Raw genomic sequence first — 22,926 nt, forward strand, 5'->3', positions numbered from 1 at the left:
CTTGCGCGCCGCGGCGCAACTGCCCGCATTCCAACACGAAACCGGAGACATCCCATGCAAGAAACTTTCCCCACCTTTTTTGCCCAGGCACCGACCGTGCGCGTGCGCGACCCGCTCGCCCGTTTCCTCGGCGCCGCAGCGGGTGGCATCCTTGAATACCACTACGCCGATGCGGTGCGCCTCGCCGGGCATTCCTGCCCGACGGTTGCGGGCGCCTACCTCCTCGTCCGTCGCGGTCTGCGCGCGCTCTACGGCGACGACCTGCCCGAACGCGGCGGCATCACCGTGCAAATGCGCGATTCCCGCGACAATGGCACCACCGGTGTCATCGCTACCATCGCCACCCTGCTCACCGGCGCCGCCGCCGAAACCGGCTTTGGCGGCATCGGCGCGCCGGGGCGGTTCCGCCGCCGCGACCTGCTCTCCTACGACGCACCGCTGACCGGGCTGATGGCGCTCACCCGCCTCGATAACGGCGCGCGGGTCGAACTGGAACTCAACGCCAGCATCGTCCCCTTTGCCGCCGATATGCAGACGCTGATGCCGAAAGCGGTCAGCGGCGAGGCGAATGCTGCTGAACTCGCCCGCTTTGGCGAACTGTGGCAAAGCCGCGTCCGCGCCATGCTGATTGAACACGCCGACGACCCGCAAATGTTGCAGGTGTTGTGAGAAAGTCGCCCTGCCTTGCCCGCCTGACGAAAAGCCCCTTTCACGCGCTGCGCGAAAGGGGCTAAATGTATGGCGGGTTGCTGTTTAGAGAAAATAGCGCCGGAAAATATCCGTCACCCCGTAAACCTCATCGGCATCGCTGACGTAGTCGCACACCGCCTTCACTGACTCCGCCGCGTTGGCGGGGCAGGCGGCAAAATCCGCCTGAGTCAGAATCGGCAAATCGCCGGGCGAGTCGCCAATGGCGGCGATGCGCGTCGCCTTTTTGCCGTAGTGCTCAAAGAAAAACTGCGCCCCCGTCCATTTGTTCACCCCGTGCGGGATGATGTCGAGCGCGCGCCCGGAGCAATGCAGGTCAAAACCGTCGGTCTGCAAATGCGCTTCCACCACCGCGCGCACGTCTTCCGCGCGCTTACCCTTTTCGGCGACCAGCGAAATGCACGCTTCCTTGCCGTGGCTCATTGACCAGTGCACGGCGAAACTGTCGCCATGTGCCGCGAGATAGCGCGCCATGTCGGCAATCTGTTCGCGTACTGCCGGGGTCAGTTGCGGCGCGAACACGACCTCGTCTTCCAGATAGTCATAGAGCAGCGCGCCCTGGTCGGCGACCGCATAGCGGCCAAAGCGGACGAACTGCGCGATGGCCTCGATATACGACAACGAGCGCCCGCTGCACAGCACGACTTCCGTCTCCGCATTGCGCGCCAGCGCGGCCAGTGTCTGCATCGCCGCCACGTCAAACGGCGCAAACTTGCCGCGCGACAAGCAGCCGTCAATGTCCAAAAACAGAAAATCGCCTTTCATTTCAGTCCTCCGTTGTGGTTATGTTGGTTCAGGGTGTGTTCTGGATTTCCTGCCATGTGAGCAGGCCAAATTTGCGGCGCTGGCGGGTGTTGCAGGGGCAGGAACAGGGACATGATCAGGCTGGCTATCTGCCAAAAGATGACGCCGCCGATGCCGAAGAGGATGGCGTTGGTTCTGAAATCCGCAAGGATGACGGGCGGGAGGGCGATGTCTTTTTGCCAAAGGAATTTGTGTAGCGGCGCGATTTTTTTGTAGCGCGCCGGGATGTCGGCGGCTTGCAGGTACGCCAGGGCTTTTTCGATGTTTGCGGGATAGGTCATGTGGTCTCCTTTGCGGTTTGCAGGAAGGGTTCATGCCGTTGGGGGACGGGTTTACATACACGATCGCGGGGGTTGGTGTATATAAAGAGATAGAGGTCATAGTTTTCACCATAAGGGGGCACCCCGTCGCACCGTACACGGGATGGGCCTGTTTGCGTTGTTCGATGTGGTCGTCGCGGTTTATTCCTCCCCCGCTTCGTAGCGGCGGGAGATTCAAATTGTAAACAGCTCCACATCACAACAGACGCAGGGTTTTGCAGGGTTTTGCAGGGTTTATTTCGGGTCTGTTTCGCTGTCGGGCAGGTTCTGGATTTCCTGCCATGTGAGCAGGCCGAATTTGCGGCGCTGGTGGCAGTTATAGGCCGCCATGCCGCCAATAATGACGATGAGCACGATGACGTGGATCAGTAGTTCTGTCAGCGTGTGGGGTCGTTTTTGCGGTTTGAGCAGGATCGCCAGCGGATAAAAGATGCAACTCAGGATAGCGAAGATCATAACGTTGGTTTTGAAATCCGCAAGGATGACAGGCGGCAGGGCGATGCCTTTTGACCAAAGGAATTTATAGAGTGGCGTGATTTTTTTGTAGCTCGCCGGGATGTCGGCAGCCTGCCAATAGGACAGGGCTTTTTCGACGCTTGGTGGATATGCCATGTTGAGTTCCTTGTTTTTTGGAGGAATGAGTGCGTCGGAACACATTTGATAATTGGGAAAAATGTTACCGCGCGTATCTTCGGTAACCCACCCCTCCCCCCCCACGGGGAGGGGTGGTGTGTGTTATGGCACGAGGATTTCGTTGCCGCTCAGGTCAATGGTGTAGCGACGGCCGCCTTTTTCGACGATGGCGCGGCCATTTTCGTATGACCAGGCGCGGTCGTACGCGGGTTTGACCGCTTCTTTGCCGTTCGCGTCGAGGTAGCCCCATTGGCCGTCTTTTTTGATGGCGGCGCGACCTTCGCGGTACGGCCAGGCGTCCTGGTACTGCGGCGCGACGATTTCGCGTTCGTTGCGGTCGATATAGCCCCAGCGTCCGTCTTTTTTGACGGCGGCACGACCTTCGCTGTAGGCGAGGACGGTGTCGTAGTGCGGTCGTACCGGTTCGTTTGGCACAAGCAGGCCGCGCGGGGTTTCGCTGGCTACGGCGCGGTCGGCTTTGCGTGTATCGGTTGCGGCGGTCGCGGTGGCGGGGCTGGCAGCCGGGGCGGCGCTGTTGTTCGCGTTTTGGCCACGGTTGGCGGCGGTCGTTTGGTTGGCGCTCGGGCTGTTGTGGTTGGCGGCACGGGCGGCGGCTGCGCTGGCGTCGCTGTTGCCGCCGCTGCTGTAGCCGATAGTGCCGTGGTCGCCGCTGTTGGCGCTGTTGTTGTCGGCGGTGGCGGCGGTGGCGGGTTGTTCGAGTTTGGCCGCACGCGGGCTTTCGGCACCGTTGGTGGCGTCCATCATCACGTTCATCAGCGCGCCACGGTCAACGGCGACGCCCGGTTTGACGGTTTTGCCTTCGGGGTCAATGGCGCGGGCGATGTCCAGCGGCAGCGCCTTGCCGCTGCGTTTGGCGGGGCTGTCGTCGCGCAGGTTGTAGTTGCTTTGGCGGTAGTCTTCGTTGCCCTCGGCTTCTTTTTTGAAGTAGGGGTTTTCGGCGCGACTGCCAAAGAGGTCCAGCGCGTGGCGTTCCAGTCCGTTGATTTTCGGGTTGATGTTCGGGTTTTTGGCCAGGTCGGCGGTGCGCATCAGCATTTCGTCCACTTTGCCTTTTTTTTCGGTGTCCCAGACGATGACGTAGGGTTCGTTTTCGAGGCTGCTGCGGTAGTAGGCGTTGTAGTCGATGCCGCGGAACATATCGTTACCGGTGCGCACGATGCCGCTGTCCTGTTCGGGCAGGCTGCTTTCGTTGCGCAGCGGGTAGGCGAAATAAGGCGCGTTGTGGTCGCCTTTAATGAAGGCGCGCGAGGAGATAATGTTGTTGTAGATTTCGGTGTTTTCCTGGTTCCAGGAGAGGCCGCGGCTGATGGACCAGCGTTCTTTGGCCTGGCAAACGCCGTCTTTCATGTAATTGCAGCCTTTGGCGCGCGAGTCTTCGCGGATGAGGAAGGGGCGGGAGACGCGCGAGATGGTGTTGTTGTAGATGCGGGTGTTGCTGCTGCCGGAGGCGCGGATGCCGTAGTCGCCGCCTTCGATGATGTTGGAGGCGATAATGGTACCGTCGCTGACTTCGTCGAAGATGGCCACCGGCATATTGATGAAGTAGTTGCCGGTAACTTTGGCGTTGATGCAGCCTTCGTCGCACCAGAAGCCGGGCGCGGTGTTGTTGATGAGGTTTTCGCGGAGGTAGTTCGGCGGGCTGTCGCCGTTGTCGAGGATGTTGTTGCGGAAGGTGAAGTCAAGGATGTGGGTGATTTTGACGTGGCCGATGCCGCAGTAGGCGCCGCAGTCTTTGGTGAGGAATTTTTCGTTGTTGTTGCGCGCGAAGTAGTTGTTTTCAAAGACGGAACCGTGGGCGTAGTTGGCGCCCGCGCCATTGGCACCGTTATCAACGAACTGGCTGTTGCGCAGGATGCTGTTTTTCGCGCCCGGAGCGCCTTTTTCTTTGGGGCCGTCGAAGAAGAAGGCGGAGGCACCGCTGCCGTTTTGCGCGAAGATGGCGTCTTCAACGAGGCTGCTTTCGCCGTTGACGCTGAGGGCGATCGGCCCGCTCATGTCAGCGAGGACGGGGTCTTTGTAGCCCCAGTATTGGTGCGGCGAGAATTGGGCGATGTTGATGCCGCGCATTTTGAAGCGTTTGCCGGTGCTGGTCAGCGCCCGTGCGTATTTGGAGATTTCGGCGGTGCCCTGGGTCGGGTCGGAGCCGAGGTACCAGGTGACGTCGTGCGCCGGCGGGATGTTGAAGCCGAGTCGGTTGTTTTCGTTTTTCGGGTCTTTCAGGGTGGTGGGATTCGGGTCTTCGACGTAGAAGGTGCCGGGCTTGACGGCGTCCTTGCTCGCCACCTGTTTCAGCGGTTCGTCGTTGATGAAGGCCTGTTCGGGGTAGGCGGCCATGCCTTCTTTTTTCGGATCGGCGTTGGTGGTGCAGACGCGGCAGAAGCTCTGGTTGCCGGTGGTTTTCCAGAGGTTGCCTTCTTTTTGCCAGCGGTCGGCGGGGATGACTTCGGTGCCTTTCAGCCAGACTTCGCCCTGCGGCTCGGCTTGCAGGGTGATGTCGTCGCGGGTGATGAAGACGTGCGGCTCGCGGTAGATGCCGGTTTTCATGATGATGGTGGTGCCGTTCTGGCTGCGGCGTACCGCCTCGCCCAGGGTGGAGAAGGGTTTGTCGCGGCTGCCAGTCGCGCCTTTGTCGGCGGTGGTGCCGTCTGTTGCGACCCAGATGACGTTGCCGGCGGGAACGGGGTAGTTCTGCGGTTTCGGGTTGTATTTGTGGTGCAGCCCGGCGTGTGCCGCGAGCGGCAATGCACAGAGGATTGCCCAGAGGGCGGTGCGGTGTGTCATGTTTTTGGCTCCTTTCGTTTTTCCGATTGGGAACGGTAGTTTAGCACGGCAGGGATGGCGTGGCGGCGCTTACCTCCCCCTGGGCAAACTGCTATGATGGATTTTCTTCAACTACCGGAGAATCATCATGGCTGTCAAACCCGTCCCGACCCTGATCGCGGTCGCCCTCACCCTCATCATCTGGTTCGCCGTGCCGGTACCGCAAGGTATCGACCCCGGCGGCTGGCATCTGCTGGCGCTGTTCGTCGGCACCATCGCCGCCATCATCGGCAAGGCGCTGCCACTCGGCGCGGTTTCCATCATCGCCGTCGCCCTGGTCGCCATCACCGGCGTGACCGTCGCCCCGGATGCGGCCAAACCCGCCAACCAGGCGATTAAAGACGCGCTTTCTTCCTTCTCCAACCCGCTCATTTGGCTGATCGTCATCTCCATCATGATTGCGCGCGGCGTCATCAAGACCGGCCTCGGCGAGCGCATCGGCTATTACTTCATCGCCCTTTTTGGCAAGCGCACCCTCGGCATTGCCTACGCCCTCGCCCTGTCCGAAACGGTGCTGGCGCCGATTACCCCCTCCAACACCGCGCGCGGCGGCGGTATCATCCACCCCATCATGAAGTCCATCGCCACCGCCTTCGATTCTTCACCGGAAAAAGGCACGCAGGGCAAAATTGGCCGCTATCTCGCGCTGGTGAACTTCAATTCCAATCCCATCACCTCCGGGATGTTCATCACCGCCACCGCGCCCAACCCGCTCGTCGTCAGCGCCATCAATGACGTGATGGGCACCCGTTTCCACATGGACTGGACCACCTGGGCGATTGCCATGTTCATCCCCGGCATGGCCTGCATCCTGCTGATGCCGCTGGTGCTCTACCTCGTCTTCCCGCCAGAAATAAAGGAAACGCCGGACGCGACCCGCTTCGCCCGTGAAAAACTCGCCGCGCTCGGCAAGGTGCGGCGCGATGAATGGTGGATGATTGGCGTCTTTATCCTCCTGCTCGCGCTCTGGGCGGACATTCCCTTCCACCTCAGCGGTGTGGCGGCGCTGAAACTGAACCCGACCAGCACCGCCTTCCTCGGCGTCGCCATCCTCCTCGTCAGCGGCGTGCTCAACTGGGGCGACGTCACCGGCGAAAAAAGCTCGTGGGATACGCTCATCTGGTTCGGCGCGCTGGTGATGATGGCCGAATTTCTCAACAAACTCGGCGTCATCGGCTACTTTGCCAACCAGATTCAGGGCGGCATCGCCACCCTTGGTCTCGGCGGCTACACCGCGATGCTCCTGCTCGCGCTCATCTACCTCTACGCGCACTACTTCTTCGCCAGCACCACCGCGCATATCTCCGCCATGCTGGTCGCCTTCTACGGTGCGGGCATCGCCCTCGGCGCGCCGCCGCTGCTCTTTGGCCTCATTCTCGCCGCCGCTGGCAACCTGATGATGAGCCTGACCCACTATGCCACCGGTACCGCGCCAGTCATCTTCAGCTCCAACTACGCCACCCTCGGCGAATGGTGGAAGGCGGGCTTTGTCACCAGCATCGTCAATTTCACCGTGTGGATCGCCGTCGGCCTCGTCTGGTGGAAGGTGATGGGCTATTACTGATGGTAGGATGCGAAAAAGTCGGGATTGTCCCGGCTTTTTTGTGCGTGTGGTCACGCAAACCCGCGCTGCAAACGGGCGGCGGGTTATATAGCGATACACCGAAAGCCTCAGACAAGGCGCGCGGTCGAAGACAGTAAGCGGTTGTACGGCGAGACGGCGCAACACCGTATGAGGCTTTCGGGGCTAGCCGTGAGGCTTTGTAGGTTGGGTCACGCGCGTACCCCGCTAACCCAACCTACGGATGAAATTATCGTGTTACGACCAGTTGTAAACACGCCCCAAGCGGATGGTTAATATGTTCAGGCATTGTCGATATAGGCGCTCTGCTCAATATGCTTGATGCGGTCGCGCAGCGCGGCGGCGGCCTCGAATTCGAGGTTTTTCGCGTGCTCCAGCATTTGTTTTTCCAGCTGTTTGATGAGTTTCGCCGCCGCTTTCGGGTCTGCCGGGAGCGCTTCGCGCTCGCGTTCGCGGTGCGCTTTTTTTGCCTTGATGGCGACGTGCGCGCCTTCCATGACGTCGGTGATTTTTTTGCGGATGGTCTGCGGGGTGATGCCGTGTTCTTCGTTGTATTTTTGTTGTTTTTCGCGGCGGCGCGCGGTCTCGTCCATCGCCGCCTGCATCGAGCGGGTGATGTTCGCCGCATACAGTATCGCTTTGCCCCGCGCGTTGCGTGCGGCGCGGCCAATGGTCTGAATCAGGGCGCGCTCTCCTCTGAGGAAGCCTTCTTTGTCGGCATCGAAGATGGCGACCAGCGATACTTCCGGCATATCCAGCCCTTCGCGCAGCAGGTTGATGCCGACCAGCACGTCAAAGGTGCCGAGGCGCAGGTCGCGGATGATTTCCATGCGCTCCACGGTGTTGACGTCGGAGTGGATGTAGCGCACGCGCACGTCGTGTTCCATCAGGTAGTCGGTGAGGTCTTCCGCCATTTTTTTGGTGAGGGTGGTGATGAGGACGCGCTCGTCGGCGGCGACGCGCGCGCGGATTTCGCCGAGGACGTCTTCCACCTGGCTGTCCACCGGGCGCACTTCCACTTCGGGGTCAAGCAGCCCGGTCGGGCGCACGACTTGTTCGACGGTCTGCCCGCTGTGCTGTTTTTCGTAGTCGCCGGGGGTGGCGGAGATGTAGATGGTCTGCGGCGCAAGCGCCTCAAATTCTTCGTATTGCAGCGGGCGGTTGTCCAGCGCGGACGGCAGGCGAAAGCCGTATTCGACCAGCGTTTCTTTGCGCGAGCGGTCGCCCCGGTACATGCCGTTCAGCTGCGGGATGGTGACGTGGCTTTCGTCTATCATCAAAAGCGCGTCTGCGGGCAGGTAGTCGTGCAGGGTCGGCGGCGGTTCGCCCGCCTCGCGCCCGGAGAGGTAGCGCGAGTAGTTTTCGATGCCGGAGCAGTAGCCGAGCTCTACCATCATTTCCAGGTCAAAGCGGGTGCGCTGTTCGAGGCGCTGCGCTTCCACCAGTTTGTTTTGTGCGGTGAGGACGGCAAGGCGGTCGCGCAGCTCTGCCTTGATTTGGTCGATGGTGTTCAGGACGGTCGCGCGCGGCGTGGCGTAGTGGGTTTTCGGGTAGATGGTGATGCGCGGCACCGCTTCGAGCATTTCGCCGGTGAGCGGGTCGAAGTAGCGGATGCTTTCGATGGTGTCGTCAAAGAGTTCAAAGCGCACCGCGTACCAGTCGGATTCGGCGGGCATGATGTCGAGCACGTCGCCCTTGACGCGGAAGGTGCCGCGCAGCAGCTGGGTGTCGTTGCGCGTGTATTGCAGCTCGGCGAGATGCGAGAGGACGTCGCGCTGGTCGATGGTTTCGCCGCGCGAGAGGTGCAGCCGCATTTGCCGGTACTGGCTGGGGTCGCCCAGGCCGTAAATGCTGGAGACGGAGGCGACGATGATGGTGTCGCGCCGCTCGAGGATGGCCTTGGTGGCGGAGAGGCGCATTTGTTCGATGTGTTCGTTGATGGAGGCATCTTTTTCGATGAAGGTATCGGAGGCAGGAACGTAGGCTTCCGGCTGGTAGTAGTCGTAATAGGAGACGAAGTATTCCACCGCGTTATGCGGGAAAAATTCGCGCATTTCGCCGTAAAGCTGCGCCGCCAGCGTCTTGTTTGGTGCGAGAATCAGCGCCGGACGCTGCGCACGCGCGATGACGTTCGCCATGGTGAAGGTTTTGCCGGAGCCGGTGACGCCGAGCAGGGTTTGCTTGGCAAGGCCGTCTTCCAGGCCTTCCAGCAGCTGCTCGATGGCGGCGGGCTGGTCGCCGGAGGGCTGGTAATTGCTGACGAGTTGGAAAAGGTCGCTCATGGGGAATCCTGAAACGGGTGACGGGCAACATTATAGGGCGGCGGCGGGGCAAGTTTTTGCGCGCCCTGCCAGCGCCGGGTAGAATCTGCGCGCCTGTTACCGGAGAATCCCCATGCGCAACCTGTTTCCCTTCCTCATCGCCCTCGCCTTCCCGCTTGCCCACGCCGCCGACAGCGCGCTGGATGCCGCCCGTCTCTTCTTTGAAGCGGTGCGCGACCAGCAGGGCGCTGCCGCCGTCGCCCAGCTTTCCATCCCGGACGACCAGCGCGACGCCTTCCAAAAAATGATTGATGACGGCGACATCACCCGCATCTTCGCCGAGCACGGCGGCATTGACCACTTCAGCATTGACGAAACCGGCGTCAAGGGCGAGCAGCAGCAGCTCGTGCGCGTCGCCGTCCACACCAAAGACGGCAACAGCGCGCCCTTCGGCGATATCCTCATCATCCGCACTGCCGACCGTGGCTGGCTGGTGGACAGCCGCAGTTTCTAACCCAACCCGGAAACCCCATGAGCATCAAAAACGACCGCTGGATCAAAAAGATGGCCGAACAGCACGGCATGATTGACCCTTACGAACCCGGCCTCGTCAGCCACGACGAAAGCGGGCGCAAAATCGTCTCCTACGGCACCTCCAGCTACGGCTACGACGTCCGCTGCGCTCGCGAATTCAAAGTTTTCACCAACATCAACAGTGCCATCGTTGACCCCAAGGCCTTTGATCCGCAGAGCTTCGTCGATATCGAAAGCGACGTCTGCATCATCCCGCCGAACAGCTTTGCCCTCGCCCGCACCGTCGAATACTTCCGCATCCCGCGCGACATCCTCACCATCTGCCTCGGCAAAAGCACCTACGCCCGTTGCGGCATCATTGTGAACGTCACCCCGCTAGAACCCGAATGGGAAGGCCACGTTACCCTCGAATTCTCCAACACCACGCCGCTGCCGGCAAAAATCTACGCGCACGAAGGCGTCGCGCAAATGCTGTTTCTCCAGTCCGACCAACCCTGCGCCATCTCCTACAAAGACCGTGCGGGCAAATACCAGGGACAAACCGGCGTCACCCTGCCGCGCACCTGAAGCGCCAAAACACCATAAAAAAACCGGGCATCGCGCCCGGTTTTTTATCGCCCGCTCAAAACCACGGACGCCTTCCCTGCACATAAATCCGCTCAAAATCCTCATCTGGTTTACAGGCATAAATAATGCACTCAACCAGCCCAATTACCCCGGCAATAATGGTTGGAATGCCCAAAAGCAACATACCGGGGAAAAAACACAGCAGCATGATAATTCCCTCCCTGGTATAACCGAGGAAAAACTTGTGCACGCCAAGACTGCCCAAAAAGAAGGCAAGCAATGCAGCAGGCAACTTTTTTGAAGAAGTAAAAAGCAGCGGACGCTCAATGCGGTAAATTTCGCCCGCGCGCTCACCCGCAGGCGAAAAATCCACTTCCTGACCATTTTGCGGCGCAATGTTACTTTTCCAGTCGTGCTGCACAAAGACATAGCGTTTGCCGTCTTCACCGGCAATCAATCCATTTTGATTTTGCGGATTATAATCAAGGATGGTTCCTTTCATGATGTACTCCAACTAATATGTAGCATCGCTACGGATTAAAACAAGGGTTAGCAGTCTCGCCTAATTTCTAATACCGACCAAATATACCGAAAACATCCACAGCACACAACTTGCGACAACAACAGCGAGCTGCACTGACCACGATGAATGCAGGTACCAATGAATAAAAATCAGAATGGCGCCAAGAAAGCCGCAATGCCCGGCAATATAAACCCGTCGCTCCTCATTGAGTCGATGGAATAACGTCCCCTTACGGATTTTCTTGCCATGCAGGCCAACGATATAAACTGCAAAAAACCACAGCGCACAGCCGAGTGATACCAGCAATAACATTTGCCAGCCTGTACTGACGGTATAGCCTTTTTGAAGCGCCAATACAAGGCCAAACCAGCCGAGCAAGTCTGCCGTGTTTTTGCATTGCGCCGGATTCTGTTTTTTCTTCAAGAAAATTTCAATACTCATAAAAGCTCCATAGTAGCCAAAACTTATTTATCTTTGATACCAACCAAAGCAATACAAAAAGCAAAAATAATCATGACAAGAACAAACAAAAGCAAAATGTGCCACCATTTATATTCTAGGATACTGGCGTTTACGATCAGCAACATTCCCAGAGCAGTACCACTATCCGCAATAAATGCGCGCTGCTCGTTATTGATCCGCCGCAACAGCATTCCTTTTTTCTTGAACGCCCTGCCACCAATGCCCGCCAAATAAACGGCGAAAAGCCAGATGATGCAGGCAGTAAGCAAATACAACAGGATTCCTGCCCGACTAGTGTTGATGTAAAAATGTGCGAACATTAGTAGCGCAGCAATCCAGCCCAGGATATTGGCGATTTGCCGCCGTTGCAGCGGGTGCATTTTTTTGAAAGCCGTTGCAAGAGACATATTGATTTTCCTCCACATGATAGAAACGGTATTTACCAGGAATATGAATGCGCCTTGACGATGCGACCATAGCGCATATGCCAATAGTTGCAAAGATAAAAAATATCTTGCGGCAGTAAAGCCCGCTGAACAGCCGGCATCTGCACGGCCTCACCAATGGCGAATATTTTCCACCAATATTCCGGGGCAAACCGTCCCAAACTACGACTGTCAAGCCGTATATATTCGCCGCTGATATAAAAACGGACAAACAGAACAGACAGGGAAAGTTCGATGATTCCTTCATAAATTTTCCTCTGCGACGCGTGCAGGTCGCAGACGATGGCAAACAGGCAAACGGCTATTAGTAAAACCAACAGCGCGGAAATGAGGCGATTGACGCGACAATGGGCGCGAATAACGCGGAAAACGTCAAAATAGCGCTCCGCCGCTTCCGCCTTGCGGTCTTCATCAATCAGTTTCTGAATGTCGCCCAGCTCGCTGTTAATCATAATCTCGCCGCGATACAGCGCGCGCATCCGCTGTTTACGCTCAAAAGTGCCAATCAGGTCGCCATTTCTTTCCATTGCCCGTACTCCAGTTTTGACTCCCAGGCATTGTAGCAGCGCCATAAAAACGCCCGCACCGCGACAATTTTGTCTGCGCCCTGCCCGCTTCATGTGAGTTCATGTTGGCAAAAACGCACAAATCCACAACATCTTCGCCAAAACGGTGCCATTCTTGCCAAAATACTTGCGCAGGCTTAGTAAATTAGAACCCTTCTTGTTCTCACAACAGGCTATTTTTATTCAGAAAAAAGCGTTTTCCCCTGCTGACGCCCCGGCGAATCATGTTAAAATGCCCACATTATTAACAGAGGCATAACAAGAGGTACTTTATGGATATTATCCAGTCCGATGTGGCCATCATTGGCGCCGGAGGTTCCGGGTTACGCGCGGCGATTGAAATCGCCCGCAGCGCACCAAACGCAAAAATCACCCTGATTTCAAAAGTCTATCCGATGCGCAGCCATACGGTTGCGGCAGAAGGCGGCTCGGCAGGCGTGGTGCGCGACGATGACTCGCTGGAATACCACTTCAACGACACCGTCTCCGGCGGCGACTGGTTGTGCGAACAGGACGTGGTGCAATATTTCGTTGAACACGCCACGGAAGAAATGATTCAAATGGAGCACTGGGGCTGCCCGTGGTCGCGCCTGCCCGATGGCCGCGCCAACGTGCGCCGTTTCGGCGGGATGAAAATTCCGCGTACCTGGTTTGCCGCTGACAAGAGTGGCTTCCATATGCTGCACACCCTGTTCCAGACCTCGCTGCAATTCCCCAACATTCACCGCCTCGACGAACACTTCGCCCTCGATTTGATTGAATCCAACGGCGAGCTGCACGGTGTCCTCTGCTATGACGTGCAAAACGGCGTGCTGCGCGCGGTACAGGCAAAAGCAGTCATCATCGCCACCGGTGGCGCAGGCCGTGTCTTCGCCTTCAACACCAACGGCGGCATCGTCACCGGCGACGGCATGGCGCTCGCCTACCGCCACGGTGTGCCATTGCGCGACATGGAATTTGTGCAGTATCACCCGACCGGGCTGCCCGGCTCCGGCATTTTGATGACCGAAGGCTGCCGTGGTGAAGGCGGTATCCTCACCAACAAGGACGGCTACCGCTATTTGCAGGATTACGGTCTGGGGCCGGAAACGCCGATTGGCGAGCCGAAGAACAAATACATGGAACTCGGCCCGCGCGACAAACTCTCGCAAGCCTTTTACCACGAGTGGAAAGCAGGCCGCACCATCGAAAACCCGCGCGGTGCGGTGGTCAATCTCGACCTGCGCCACCTCGGCGAAGCCTACCTCACCGAACGGCTGCCGTTTATCTGCTCGCTGGCGAAAAAATTCGTTGGCGTTGACCCGGTACACGAACCGATCCCGGTACGCCCGACCGCGCACTACACCATGGGCGGCATCGAAACCAATTCCCGCTGCGAAACCCGCATCAAGGGGCTGTTTGCCGTCGGCGAATGCTCCTCCGTCGGTCTGCACGGCGCCAACCGCCTCGGCTCCAACTCGCTCGCCGAACTCTGCGTCTTCGGCAAGGTAGCCGGGGAAGATGCCTGGAAACACGCGAGCAGCGCAGGCTATTTCGCCAGCAAGGAACAATTCGCCGCAATGGCGGAAGAAGCCTGGAAACCGTTTGCCGAGCTGAAGAACCGCAGCGGCGGCACGGAAAAACCCAGCGACATCCGCAAAGAGCTGACCAGCATGATGGAAGCGGAAATCGGCATTTACCGCAGCGCCGAGAACAGCGAGCGCGCCATTGCCAAGCTGAACGAGCTGAAAGCGCGCTACGAAAAAGTGCGCGTTACCGACCACAGCGACACCTTTAACACCGACTGGCTGACCACCATCGAACTGGGTTACCTGCTGGACGTCGCAGAAACGATGATTTATTCCGCCGAAAGCCGCACCGAGTCGCGCGGTTCGCACCAGCGCCTCGACTACCCGGAGCGCGACGACGACAAATTCCTCAAGCACACCCTCGCCTTCCGCCGCGACGGCGACAAACCGGAAATTGCCTACAGCGACGTCTGCATCACCAAATCGCAACCGGCGAAACGGGTGTACGGCGCAGAAGCAGAAAAGGCAAACCACTGAGAGGCACCCCATCATGAGCAACAAAATCCGAATCAACCTGATGCGCTACCGTCCTGACGAGGACGAAAAACCCTGGGCGCAACCCTTTGAAATCGAATGGACACAGGATATGTCCATCCTCGACGCCCTTGCCCTGCTGAAAGACGACTTTGACCCGTCCATCGCCTACCGCTGGTCCTGCCGCATGGAAGTCTGCGGCTCCTGCGGCATGGTGGTCAACGGTCAGCCGCGCCTTGCCTGCTCCACCTTCGTCCGCGAATTTGCCGACGTCGGCGAAATCACCATCGGCGCGCTCGACCAGTTCCCGATTGAAAAAGACCTGGTCGTGGACCTTGACCCGTTTATCAACAAACTGAACGCGGTCAGCCCGTTCATCATCACCAAAAACCCGCGCGCGCTCGCCGAAAAAGAATACCTGCAAACCCCGCAGCAACTGGCGAAATTCAAGCAGTACACCATGTGCATCAACTGTATGCTCTGCTACCAGGCCTGCCCGCAAATCGGCATCAATGCCGACTTCCTTGGCCCGGCGGCCATTGCCCTCGCCCAGCGCTACAACCTTGACAACCGCGACCAGGGCGACCGCCAGCGCTTCAGCGCGCTCAACGACGAAAACGGCGTCTGGCCGTGTACCTTCGTCGGTGCCTGCTCCAACGTCTGCCCGAAACACGTTGACCCGGCGGGCGCCATCCAGCAGGCCAAAGCCGCCGCCGTCCCGTACTGGGCGATGAGCATGGTAACCAAGGACAAAAAGGAGGCATGACATGGCACGCAAACCCTACATCCACCAGCAACCCGACGGCTGGTACAAAAAAAGCAGCTTCTATATCTGGTATATGTGGCGCGAAGCAACCGCCATCACCACCGCCATCACCGCGCTCAACCTCTTCTACGGCATCGCCTGCCTTGCGGGCAGCCAGGAAGCGTGGCTTGGCTGGATAGCCTGGCAGAAAAACCCGATTATGTTCCTGCTGAACCTCGTCGGCATCGCCGGTGCCCTGCTTAACAGCAAAACCTGGTTTGAGGCGATGCCGAAAGCCATCCGCATCCAGCGCGGCGAAAAATTCCTGCCCGACCAGGTACTTATCCGCGCGGGCTGGGGTGCCTTTGGCGGCGTCCTCGTCATCCTGCTGATTATCGTCGCCTGGCTGGCATAAGGAGCAAACCATGAGCGAAAACATCGAAAAAACCGCAAACAAAACCTACTGGTGGCATTTCAATTACGAACACGCCCGCCACCTGCGCCACTTCAAGCCGATTTACTGGGGACTGTTCTCCGTCGGCGGCACCATCGCCGCGCTGGCACTGGCACCGATTATCATCGTCCTCTCCATCGCCCTGCCCTTCGGCTGGCTCGGCAGCCCGGCGGAGTTCTACCAGAGCATCCACGGCTTTGTGGCCAACAAATTCGTCTATCTGGTACTCACAGGCATCATTTTTTCGATGATGTGGCACGGCGTACACCGCTTCTACTACCTGCTGCACGACCTGCACTACCACATCGGCAACCGCTTCCGTAACATCTGCTACCTCGTGACCATCGCAGTCTTTCTCCTCACCCTCTACGCAGGCTGGTTCTGAAACCCGCCCCGCCCACGAAAAAACGCAGCCGGAGCTGCGCTTTTTCGTGCAGGCGACGTTCACAGCAGTTACGACTGTGCCAAAATTGGCCTTTCCCGCATCGCCCGGGACGACGTCATAAACATCCCCAACTCAACCGGAGACTCGCCATGCAAAAACTGACCCTTTCCCTCCTCCTCGCCCTCGGCGCCAGCCTTGCCGCCTGCGACCAGCCAAAAAGCGACGCCGACAAACCCGCCACCACCCAAGCCACGCCTGCCTTTATCGGCACCTACAAAGGCGTGCTGCCCTGCGCCAGTTGCGCCGGCATTGAGACCACGCTTGAACTCAACGCCGACGGCAGCTACCGCCTGACCACGCTCTTCCTTGAAGTGCCGGACGCCAAACCGGAAACCGTTACTGGCCGCTACCGCCAAAGCGACGACAAAACCCTGATTCATCTTGACGAAAACGGCGACGGTTTCACCTACGCTATTGGCGACAACCAACTGGAAATGCGCGACAGCGACGGCACGAATGGCGGCCGCAGCGAAGAAGAAAACGCCAACTACCGCCTGAAAAAACAATAAACCCCAATAATGCAGGCCGGGCATCCACGCCCGGCCTGAAAATCTTCCCCAAACCATGTCATTCCAACCCGACTTCAACCACCCCGACAGCCAAAGCTGGCAGCGCCTCATCGCCTGGCCGGGCATTATCATTTTTGCCCTCGCCGTCATTGCCCTGCCACTGGCTTCCTTTATTGCTGACAGATTCGTTTCCGGCATTCTTCACTATCTGGTCATAATTGCCCTCTTCATGGCAATACTCAAAGCGCTTATACCGCTACATAAATACCTGACCCGCATTTGTGACAATCATACCCCGGCGGTTATTTGCGACCGTCAGGGCATTACCTTTTATAATCTGCGCGACTGTATCACTCATCAATGGCGCTGGACAGATTTACACAAAATCAGCTATCCCGATGATCCTTTTCCGCTGAAATTGTTCATGGAAACACGCGACGGCACAAAAACCACCATACGCTTTGAATTGGAATTACGCGCTGAATTAGTACCGGAAATTGCCGCCGTGGCCATGCGCTATCTGCAAGATAATTGCCATGCCGCTACCACCAATCCCGCCCCGGAAATCACAACTACAGCCTCAAAAACACATACGCCCATTCCTGAACGATGCTGGTATCCGGGCGCATCCAGCATTGCCAACGCCAATCTAAAAATATTTGTCTGTGCCATGATGCTTGCCGTAATCATCATTCTTGATACGGCCATCCTGCACTACATCGCTCTTTCCCCCTGGCTTGCGCAAGGACTCGTCGTGTGCAGTATTCTCTTTGTCCTCTGGTTATGCCGCGCTGCATGGCAATGCTACCGCCACAATTTTCATGCTGATCGCAGTCGCATTCTCGCTCGCGCCGATGACAAAACCCTGACAATTTATCCCTATGACGACAAGCCCGTTTCCCTTTACTGGACGGAAATTCGCAGCGTCAATTACCATCCAGCCTCCCGCTATCAGCCGGAAACATTGGTTATCACTGACCGCAACGGCGGTAAGCAAGAAATTACCATTGATAATTTTGGCGCCGACATTGGCAAGTCCATTGGCACCTATGCCCATGCCTTTCTGCATAACGAACCGCTACCGCCACCCTTAACCGTTACCCGCCCTGCCCTGCTCGCCTATATGGTACTCATCATTAACCTGCTCATTGCCGCAATTGCAATCTGGCTGACACTAACCGATAGCACATCATTTCCAAACCATCATGAAGAAACCCTTTTTTTCATCGGCCTTTTACTTAATTTTGCCGTCCTGTTTGGGCAAAAACGGCAGGTGGTACGGTAATAGATAGATACCGTGACAAAAAACCGAGCATCGCGCCCGGTTTTTTTATGTCTTCTCAACCTACCAGCAAATCCACCAGCGCGCTGCTTTCTATTCCACCAAAATAATAGCGGCTATCTATCTGACTGAAAGCCAGTTCGACCGCCTCGCGGCGGTAAGGAATACCAGTCAGCAATTTTTCCACGTCGGCAATATCGCCCATACCGAAGAAATCGCCGTAGATTTTCAGCGACTGAATCACGCCGCGCTCCACACTAAAGCGGAAATCGACCGCACCTTGCGGGAATTTGTAATAGCGCTCGCTGGTAAAAGCGGGCGATTTGCCATAATTCCAGTCCCAGTTGGCGAAGCGTTCGGCGCGGATTTGTGCGACTTTTTCCCAGTCCGCATCGGTCAAATGGTATTCCGGCACTTGCGCGCGGTCTTTGACGCCAAAGATATGCAGCAACAGCGCATCACGAAACTCGCGCGTAGTCATATCCTTGTATTCCGGTGCGACAAAGGGTTTGATATTGGTGACGCGGCTGCGCACTGATTTGATACCTTTCGATTCAATTTTGTCTGCACGAGGTTTCAGTGCCTGGGTAACGGCATCCAGATCGGCATCAAAGAGAATGGTGCCGTGGGCAGTCATGCGGCCATTTTTGACATACATTGCATTGCCGGAAAATTTCTTGCCGTCTATCAGCAAATCATTGCGTCCTTCGAGTTTAGCACCGGCAACGCCCATTTGATGCAAGGCTTCAATAACCGGTTTGGTGAAAACGGAGAAATCGCGCGACAGGCTGTTTTCATCCTGGATAAAGCAAAAGGAAAAATTGCCCAAATCATGATAGACCGCACCACCGCCAGACATTCGCCGCACGACGTGAATCCCGTTTGCTTCGACATAGGCCTGGTTCACTTCTTCCACGGTATTTTGATTGCGGCCAATAATAATTGACGGCTCGTTGATGTAAAACAGCAATAGCGGCTCATCGCTCAGGCGGTTTTCCACCAGATAGGTTTCCAGCGCGATATTGGTACGCGGGTCGGTAATTTCCCGGTTATCGACAAATTGCATAATTGGCTCCAAAAAGGGTTTGAATTTCTCATGATGTATTGGCGGAAATTCTATACCATAAGGCATCATCATTTCCGGAGTTCCCCATGCTGAAATGGCTCTCGCTTGCCCTCATTGCCACCGGCGTGCTGCACAATACCCTCGCCGTGCTGTCCATGCGCGAGGCGCTGCACCGCATCCGCGCGCAGGGCGTGTTTAACAGCGTACACAGCAGCGAACCGCAGACCTTCGCCTTTCTCTGGTTTGTCGTCGCCGGTTTCGCGCTGATGCTGATTGGCCTGACCTTCTGGCAACTGGCCGATGCCGGGCGCCTCGGCTGGCTGCCCATCCTCGCGCTGTTTGCCCTCGCCGCCTTCATCGCCCTGCTCTTGCCAAAACCCGGCCCGCTATTGCTGCTCGCGCTGGCGACCGCGTTTGTCGTAGCCAAAGGCAGATTGGTATAGCAATACTCACAAAGTTCTGTACAAGGCGCGACGCCGAAGGCAGTACGTCTTTGTACGGCGAGGCGGCGCAACACCGTACAGGGCTTTGCGAGGATTGCTATAAATCAAGAAAAAGCGGGGCGAACCCCCGCTTTCACCGCTCCTGCCCGCTGCAACACGGGCAACCCGGCACATGGTCGCTTTCACCTTCCGCGTCCTCCGCCTGGCGCGCGTAACGCCAAAGCAGCGCCTCGCCTTGCAGTTTTTCGCCGGTAACAGCGGGCTTTTTCGCGACAGGCTTCATGCCAAGCCCTCCCAGAAGCGGCGGGCAATGTGCTGCCCGGTTGCCTTCTCAATCTCGCGCATACAGGTCGGACTGGTGACGTTTAACTCCGTCAGATAACCGCCAATCACGTCCAGCCCGACCAGATACAATTTTTGCTCGGCAATCAGCGGTTTAACCTGTTCGACAATCCACCATTCGCGCTCGGTTAGCGGTTGCACCACGCCCCGGCCACCGGCGGCGAGATTGGCGCGGAACTCGCCCTCGGCGGGCAGGCGCGCCAGCCCGTGATCGACCGCCTCGCCGTTGATGACGAGAATGCGCTTGTCGCCCTCGCTCACCTTGTCCAGATAGCGCTGCACCATCAGCGTTTGCAGGCCGTCCGGGTTCATCGCGTCCAAAATCGCGTTGGTGTTCTTGTCGCCCTGGGTCAGCTTGAAGACGCCGCTGCCGCCCATGCCGTCCAGCGGTTTCGCCACCGCCTCGCCGAACTCGCGCAGAAAGGCGAGAATCTCGCCGCGCGACTTGGTAACGAGCGTCTCCGGCGTGCATTGCGGCAGGCGGGTAATGGCGAACTTCTCGTTCATGTTGCGCAGCGCCTGCGGCGGATTGACCACCCGCACCCCCTGCGCCTCCAGCAAATCGAGCATATAAGAATCATAGACATAGCGCAGGTTAAACGGCGGATCCTTGCGTTGCAGCACCACATCGACATCGCCGAGGTCAATCACCTCCTCGTTCAGCACGCGGAAGAAATCCTCATCCTGATCATGGAGTTGCACCGTGCGCACATACGCCTGCACCGCGCCGTCGCGCACCTGCCAGTCGCGCTGGCCGAAGACCATCACCCGGTGGCCGAGCGCCTGCGCGGCAAGCATCAGCGCAAACGTCGTGTCCTTGTAAGGCTTGATTGACTCCAGCTCGTCCATCAATACCGCAATATTCATCACATACCTCCAAACATTACTGAAAAAAGCATCATAAGCTATCATGCCGCTTCATTACCATTTCCACGGAGACCGGCCATGCAAGACCTCACCCTCGCCCACGGCAACATCGGCATCGAACGCGAAACCCTGCGCACCAATCCCGACGCCACCCTCGCCACCACGCCGCACCCCGTCGCCCTCGGCAGCGCCTACACCCACCCGAACATCACCACCGACTACGCCGAAACCCTGCTCGAACTCGTCACCGACCCGCACCCCACGCCGGACGCCGCCTACGCCCAACTCCTTGCCCTGCACCGCTACAGCGCGCAAAACATCGGCGCGGAAAGCCTCTGGCCGGGCAGTATGCCCTGCATCCTCCCGGAAAACAGCGACGACATCGCCATCGGCTACTACGGCACGAGCAACGGCGGCAAAATGCGGCGGCTCTACCGCGAAGGCCTCGGCCACCGCTACGGCAAAACCATGCAAATGATCGCCGGCATCCACTTCAACTACTCGCCGCCCGCCGCCCTGTGGGCGCAACTGGCGGCGCGCGACGGCGAGACCGCCGACCAGGACTACATCAACCGCCGCTACATGGGCGCACTGCGCGCCATCAACCGCCACGCCTGGCTCATCAACTACCTCTACGGCGCCTCCCCCGCGGTGCACGACAGCTTCATCCCGGCGCGCGCCGTGCTTGACCCGCTCGCACCGCACACCCTTGGCTGGACGGGCGCGACCAGCCTGCGCATGAGCGACCTCGGCTACCAGAACAAAACCCCGTTCACCATCAGCTTCAACGACCTCGCCACCTACACCCGCGACCTCGCCAGCGCCGTATCGACCCCCGCACCGCGCTTTGAGCACCTCGGCCTCTACAACCCCGACGGCAGCCGCAAACAAATCAGCACCCATATCCTGCAAATCGCCAACGAATACTACACCGCCGCCCGCCCCAAACAACCCATCAAAAACAACGAACTGCCGACACTGGCGCTCGCGCGGCGCGGCATCGCCTACCTCGAACTGCGCCTCTTGGACTGCAACCCCGAAGACCCCTGCGGCGTCAGCCTCGACCAACTGCGCCTCCTCGAAACCTTCATGCTTTGGGTCATCCTGAACCCCGAACCGCCGCAAAACCACAGCGCCCGCGACGAAAACGCGCACAACCGCCTGCGCACCGCCTGCTGCGGCCTCGCCGACCACTTCACCCTCAAACAACACCAGCGCGACCGCCCCGTGCAAACCGTCGCCCTTGAGCTGCTGCACGCACTCGAACCCGTTGCCGCGCGGCTGGACGCAGAACGCGGCGAGCGTGCTACCAGCGCCGCCCTCGCCGCCCTCATCAAAGAAGTCGAAGCGCGCCGCCACCTGCCCTACCGCGCGCAGGACGGCAACCAACAGGGCTTCCTCAACTACCACCTCGACTGGCGCGACCGCCACGCCGCCACCCTGCACGCCCCACTCGCCGCCGACGTCGCACAAACCTTAAAAGAACAGGCCGCCGCCAGCCTCGACAAACAGCGCGAAAAAGAAGCCGAACCCCAGCCCGACTTTGAAAGCTACCTGCGCGAGCACTTCGCGCCGTTGCAGGAACTCTTGCAATAACTACTGGAGAAAATAATGTACTACATACTGTTAGGGTTCGTTCCCTTTATTGGCAATATTATTGGCGGTATAGAAAAACCGTGGAATCACAAAGTTATTATTTTAATCCTTTGCGGTATCGCTATCTATATTGTCGGAGTAATTACGGATGCCTGGGATGCGCAGATTAGCATACTTCTTATCACTATCGTATTTATGGTGTCATCAGGAGGCATATATCACCTCATTCATTTCTACCCCGACAAAAAAATCCGCCTAAAATTCTGGAAAAAACAAAACCCGGATAACGAATAAACGTAGGTCGGCCATTTATGGCCGACATGGAAACGTCGGGCACAAGTGCCCGACCTACAAGCTGTTGTAATAAATACGGAGGGAGAATGACAAAAGTATTTTTGGGAATTGTGTTATTTATCGGAAAAATTATTGGAAGTTGGGAAAAATCCTTTAAACAAAAAATATTGCTGCTTATCCTGACTTACATTGTTGCCTATCCTGTGCTGATGCATTTACCTGATGCGGTATGGGCAAAAAACAATCGCCCGATGGCTGCGCTCATCTTGGCTGGCTTTGTACTGGGAACTGCCACTTTTACCCATCTGCTTGCATTTCATCCCAACAAAGAAATCAGGCTGAAATTCTGGAAGCGACAAAACCCGGATAACGAATAAACGCAGAGCGGACAATCCTGTTCAGTATCAAAAATGCCGAGCGTAAGTACCCGATTTACGAATGGACGTCAATAGAATTCCTTCCAAACCATAACTTGCACGACAACCCGACAAAATCCCAAACCTGCCGGGCTGTTGTCTGCTGCCCCCACCCCAGCCCTCCCCCGTGGGGGAGGGCTGGGGTGGGGGCAGGGATACAAATTCCAAAAATCTATCC

The 22,926-nt window shown here is 57.7% G+C and carries 26 protein-coding genes; 14 read left to right on the forward strand and 12 right to left on the reverse strand.

The genetic code is table 11. The features are described from left to right. The first annotated feature begins 54 nt into the window (after positions 1–54). Positions 55–669, forward strand: coding sequence for a hypothetical protein (locus tag ACO54Z_RS05985; RefSeq protein WP_485996203.1), 615 nt, complete (start codon positions 55–57; stop codon positions 667–669). Between the two features lie 84 nt (positions 670–753). Here the strand turns inward: ACO54Z_RS05985 and ACO54Z_RS05990 are convergent, their stop codons facing one another. The 4 genes from ACO54Z_RS05990 to ACO54Z_RS06005 form a co-directional block, all read right to left on the reverse strand. Then, on the reverse strand, positions 754–1,473 hold the full coding sequence (locus ACO54Z_RS05990; protein ID WP_298079683.1) for an HAD family hydrolase: 720 nt from the start codon (positions 1,471–1,473) through the stop codon (positions 754–756). After that, positions 1,470–1,793: a DUF6404 family protein gene (locus tag ACO54Z_RS05995; RefSeq protein ID WP_485996204.1), complete on the reverse strand. Its 324-nt coding sequence runs from the start codon at positions 1,791–1,793 to the stop codon at positions 1,470–1,472. The genes ACO54Z_RS05990 and ACO54Z_RS05995 overlap by 4 nt, the downstream gene beginning before the upstream one ends. 273 nt (positions 1,794–2,066) lie before the next feature. Next, on the reverse strand, positions 2,067–2,444 hold the full coding sequence (locus ACO54Z_RS06000) for a DUF6404 family protein (protein WP_485996205.1): 378 nt from the start codon (positions 2,442–2,444) through the stop codon (positions 2,067–2,069). Positions 2,445–2,567: 123 nt separating this feature from the next. Next, complete coding sequence (locus ACO54Z_RS06005) at positions 2,568–5,267, reverse strand: WG repeat-containing protein (protein ID WP_485996206.1); 2,700 nt, start codon at positions 5,265–5,267, stop codon at positions 2,568–2,570. Positions 5,268–5,394: 127 nt separating this feature from the next. On the opposite strand from ACO54Z_RS06005, the gene ACO54Z_RS06010 reads away from it, so the two are divergent. Further along, positions 5,395–6,870 carry a DASS family sodium-coupled anion symporter gene (locus ACO54Z_RS06010; RefSeq protein ID WP_485996207.1) on the forward strand — a complete coding sequence of 492 codons (1,476 nt, stop codon included), beginning with the start codon at positions 5,395–5,397 and terminating at the stop codon, positions 6,868–6,870. A gap of 299 nt (positions 6,871–7,169) precedes the next feature. Here ACO54Z_RS06010 and uvrB read toward each other — a convergent pair whose 3' ends face one another. Continuing rightward, the gene (gene uvrB, locus ACO54Z_RS06015; protein ID WP_485996208.1) at positions 7,170–9,170 is read right to left on the reverse strand and encodes an excinuclease ABC subunit UvrB; all 2,001 of its coding nucleotides are present in this window, start codon (positions 9,168–9,170) and stop codon (positions 7,170–7,172) included. Between the two features lie 112 nt (positions 9,171–9,282). Here uvrB and ACO54Z_RS06020 point away from each other — a divergent pair, with 112 nt between their 5' ends. Continuing rightward, on the forward strand, positions 9,283–9,663 hold the full coding sequence (locus ACO54Z_RS06020; RefSeq protein ID WP_485996209.1) for a hypothetical protein: 381 nt from the start codon (positions 9,283–9,285) through the stop codon (positions 9,661–9,663). 17 nt (positions 9,664–9,680) lie between these two features. Beyond that, entirely contained in the window at positions 9,681–10,250 is a 570-nt protein-coding gene (gene dcd, locus ACO54Z_RS06025) for a dCTP deaminase (protein WP_485996210.1), read from the forward strand. Between the two features lie 55 nt (positions 10,251–10,305). On the opposite strand, the gene ACO54Z_RS06030 is transcribed toward dcd, so the two are convergent. From ACO54Z_RS06030 to ACO54Z_RS06045, 4 genes are read right to left on the reverse strand one after another with little or no spacing between them, the layout of a single operon-like run. After that, positions 10,306–10,752, reverse strand: a complete 447-nt coding sequence (locus tag ACO54Z_RS06030) for a TM2 domain-containing protein (RefSeq protein WP_485996211.1) — start codon at positions 10,750–10,752, stop codon at positions 10,306–10,308. 60 nt (positions 10,753–10,812) lie between these two features. Next, positions 10,813–11,214 (reverse strand): hypothetical protein, encoded by a 402-nt coding sequence (locus ACO54Z_RS06035; protein ID WP_485996212.1) that lies wholly within the window; start codon positions 11,212–11,214, stop codon positions 10,813–10,815. Between the two features lie 23 nt (positions 11,215–11,237). Further along, complete coding sequence (locus ACO54Z_RS06040) at positions 11,238–11,642, reverse strand: hypothetical protein (protein WP_485996213.1); 405 nt, start codon at positions 11,640–11,642, stop codon at positions 11,238–11,240. 32 nt (positions 11,643–11,674) lie between these two features. Beyond that, entirely contained in the window at positions 11,675–12,301 is a 627-nt protein-coding gene (locus ACO54Z_RS06045) for a hypothetical protein (protein WP_485996214.1), read from the reverse strand. Between the two features lie 218 nt (positions 12,302–12,519). Here ACO54Z_RS06045 and frdA point away from each other — a divergent pair, with 218 nt between their 5' ends. The 6 genes from frdA to ACO54Z_RS06075 all read left to right on the forward strand — a co-directional run bounded on the left by frdA (position 12,520) and on the right by ACO54Z_RS06075 (position 17,727). Continuing rightward, positions 12,520–14,292: a fumarate reductase (quinol) flavoprotein subunit gene (gene frdA / locus ACO54Z_RS06050; protein ID WP_485996215.1), complete on the forward strand. Its 1,773-nt coding sequence runs from the start codon at positions 12,520–12,522 to the stop codon at positions 14,290–14,292. Positions 14,293–14,305: 13 nt separating this feature from the next. Continuing rightward, the gene (locus tag ACO54Z_RS06055; RefSeq protein ID WP_485996216.1) at positions 14,306–15,055 is read left to right on the forward strand and encodes a succinate dehydrogenase/fumarate reductase iron-sulfur subunit; all 750 of its coding nucleotides are present in this window, start codon (positions 14,306–14,308) and stop codon (positions 15,053–15,055) included. A 1-nt stretch (position 15,056) separates the two neighbouring features. Beyond that, positions 15,057–15,449, forward strand: a complete 393-nt coding sequence (locus ACO54Z_RS06060; protein WP_485996217.1) for a fumarate reductase subunit C — start codon at positions 15,057–15,059, stop codon at positions 15,447–15,449. 10 nt (positions 15,450–15,459) lie between these two features. Beyond that, on the forward strand, positions 15,460–15,873 hold the full coding sequence (frdD, locus tag ACO54Z_RS06065) for a fumarate reductase subunit FrdD (protein WP_485996218.1): 414 nt from the start codon (positions 15,460–15,462) through the stop codon (positions 15,871–15,873). 149 nt (positions 15,874–16,022) lie between these two features. Next, positions 16,023–16,442 (forward strand): copper resistance protein NlpE, encoded by a 420-nt coding sequence (locus ACO54Z_RS06070; RefSeq protein WP_298079334.1) that lies wholly within the window; start codon positions 16,023–16,025, stop codon positions 16,440–16,442. Positions 16,443–16,497: 55 nt separating this feature from the next. Then, positions 16,498–17,727 carry a hypothetical protein gene (locus ACO54Z_RS06075; protein ID WP_485996219.1) on the forward strand — a complete coding sequence of 410 codons (1,230 nt, stop codon included), beginning with the start codon at positions 16,498–16,500 and terminating at the stop codon, positions 17,725–17,727. A gap of 55 nt (positions 17,728–17,782) precedes the next feature. On the opposite strand, the gene lplA is transcribed toward ACO54Z_RS06075, so the two are convergent. Beyond that, positions 17,783–18,790, reverse strand: coding sequence for a lipoate--protein ligase (gene lplA, locus ACO54Z_RS06080; RefSeq protein WP_485996220.1), 1,008 nt, complete (start codon positions 18,788–18,790; stop codon positions 17,783–17,785). Between the two features lie 86 nt (positions 18,791–18,876). Between lplA and ACO54Z_RS06085 the strand changes: the two genes are divergently transcribed. After that, a complete protein-coding gene (locus ACO54Z_RS06085) occupies positions 18,877–19,233 on the forward strand; it encodes a DUF6463 family protein (RefSeq protein ID WP_485996221.1) in 357 nt (118 codons plus the stop codon). A gap of 133 nt (positions 19,234–19,366) precedes the next feature. Here the strand turns inward: ACO54Z_RS06085 and ACO54Z_RS06090 are convergent, their stop codons facing one another. Then, positions 19,367–19,516, reverse strand: a complete 150-nt coding sequence (locus ACO54Z_RS06090) for a MerR family transcriptional regulator (RefSeq protein ID WP_485996222.1) — start codon at positions 19,514–19,516, stop codon at positions 19,367–19,369. Further along, a complete protein-coding gene (gshB, locus tag ACO54Z_RS06095) occupies positions 19,513–20,442 on the reverse strand; it encodes a glutathione synthase (RefSeq protein ID WP_485996223.1) in 930 nt (309 codons plus the stop codon). The genes ACO54Z_RS06090 and gshB overlap by 4 nt, the downstream gene beginning before the upstream one ends. 78 nt (positions 20,443–20,520) lie before the next feature. On the opposite strand from gshB, the gene gshA reads away from it, so the two are divergent. The 3 genes from gshA to ACO54Z_RS06110 all read left to right on the forward strand — a co-directional run bounded on the left by gshA (position 20,521) and on the right by ACO54Z_RS06110 (position 22,709). After that, on the forward strand, positions 20,521–22,038 hold the full coding sequence (gene gshA / locus ACO54Z_RS06100; RefSeq protein WP_485996224.1) for a glutamate--cysteine ligase: 1,518 nt from the start codon (positions 20,521–20,523) through the stop codon (positions 22,036–22,038). A 15-nt stretch (positions 22,039–22,053) separates the two neighbouring features. Next, a complete protein-coding gene (locus ACO54Z_RS06105; RefSeq protein ID WP_485996225.1) occupies positions 22,054–22,332 on the forward strand; it encodes a hypothetical protein in 279 nt (92 codons plus the stop codon). An 86-nt stretch (positions 22,333–22,418) separates the two neighbouring features. After that, the gene (locus ACO54Z_RS06110) at positions 22,419–22,709 is read left to right on the forward strand and encodes a hypothetical protein (protein ID WP_298079453.1); all 291 of its coding nucleotides are present in this window, start codon (positions 22,419–22,421) and stop codon (positions 22,707–22,709) included. Positions 22,710–22,926 lie beyond the last annotated feature (217 nt).

The sequence above is a fragment of the Cardiobacterium sp. genome (assembly GCF_057314735.1).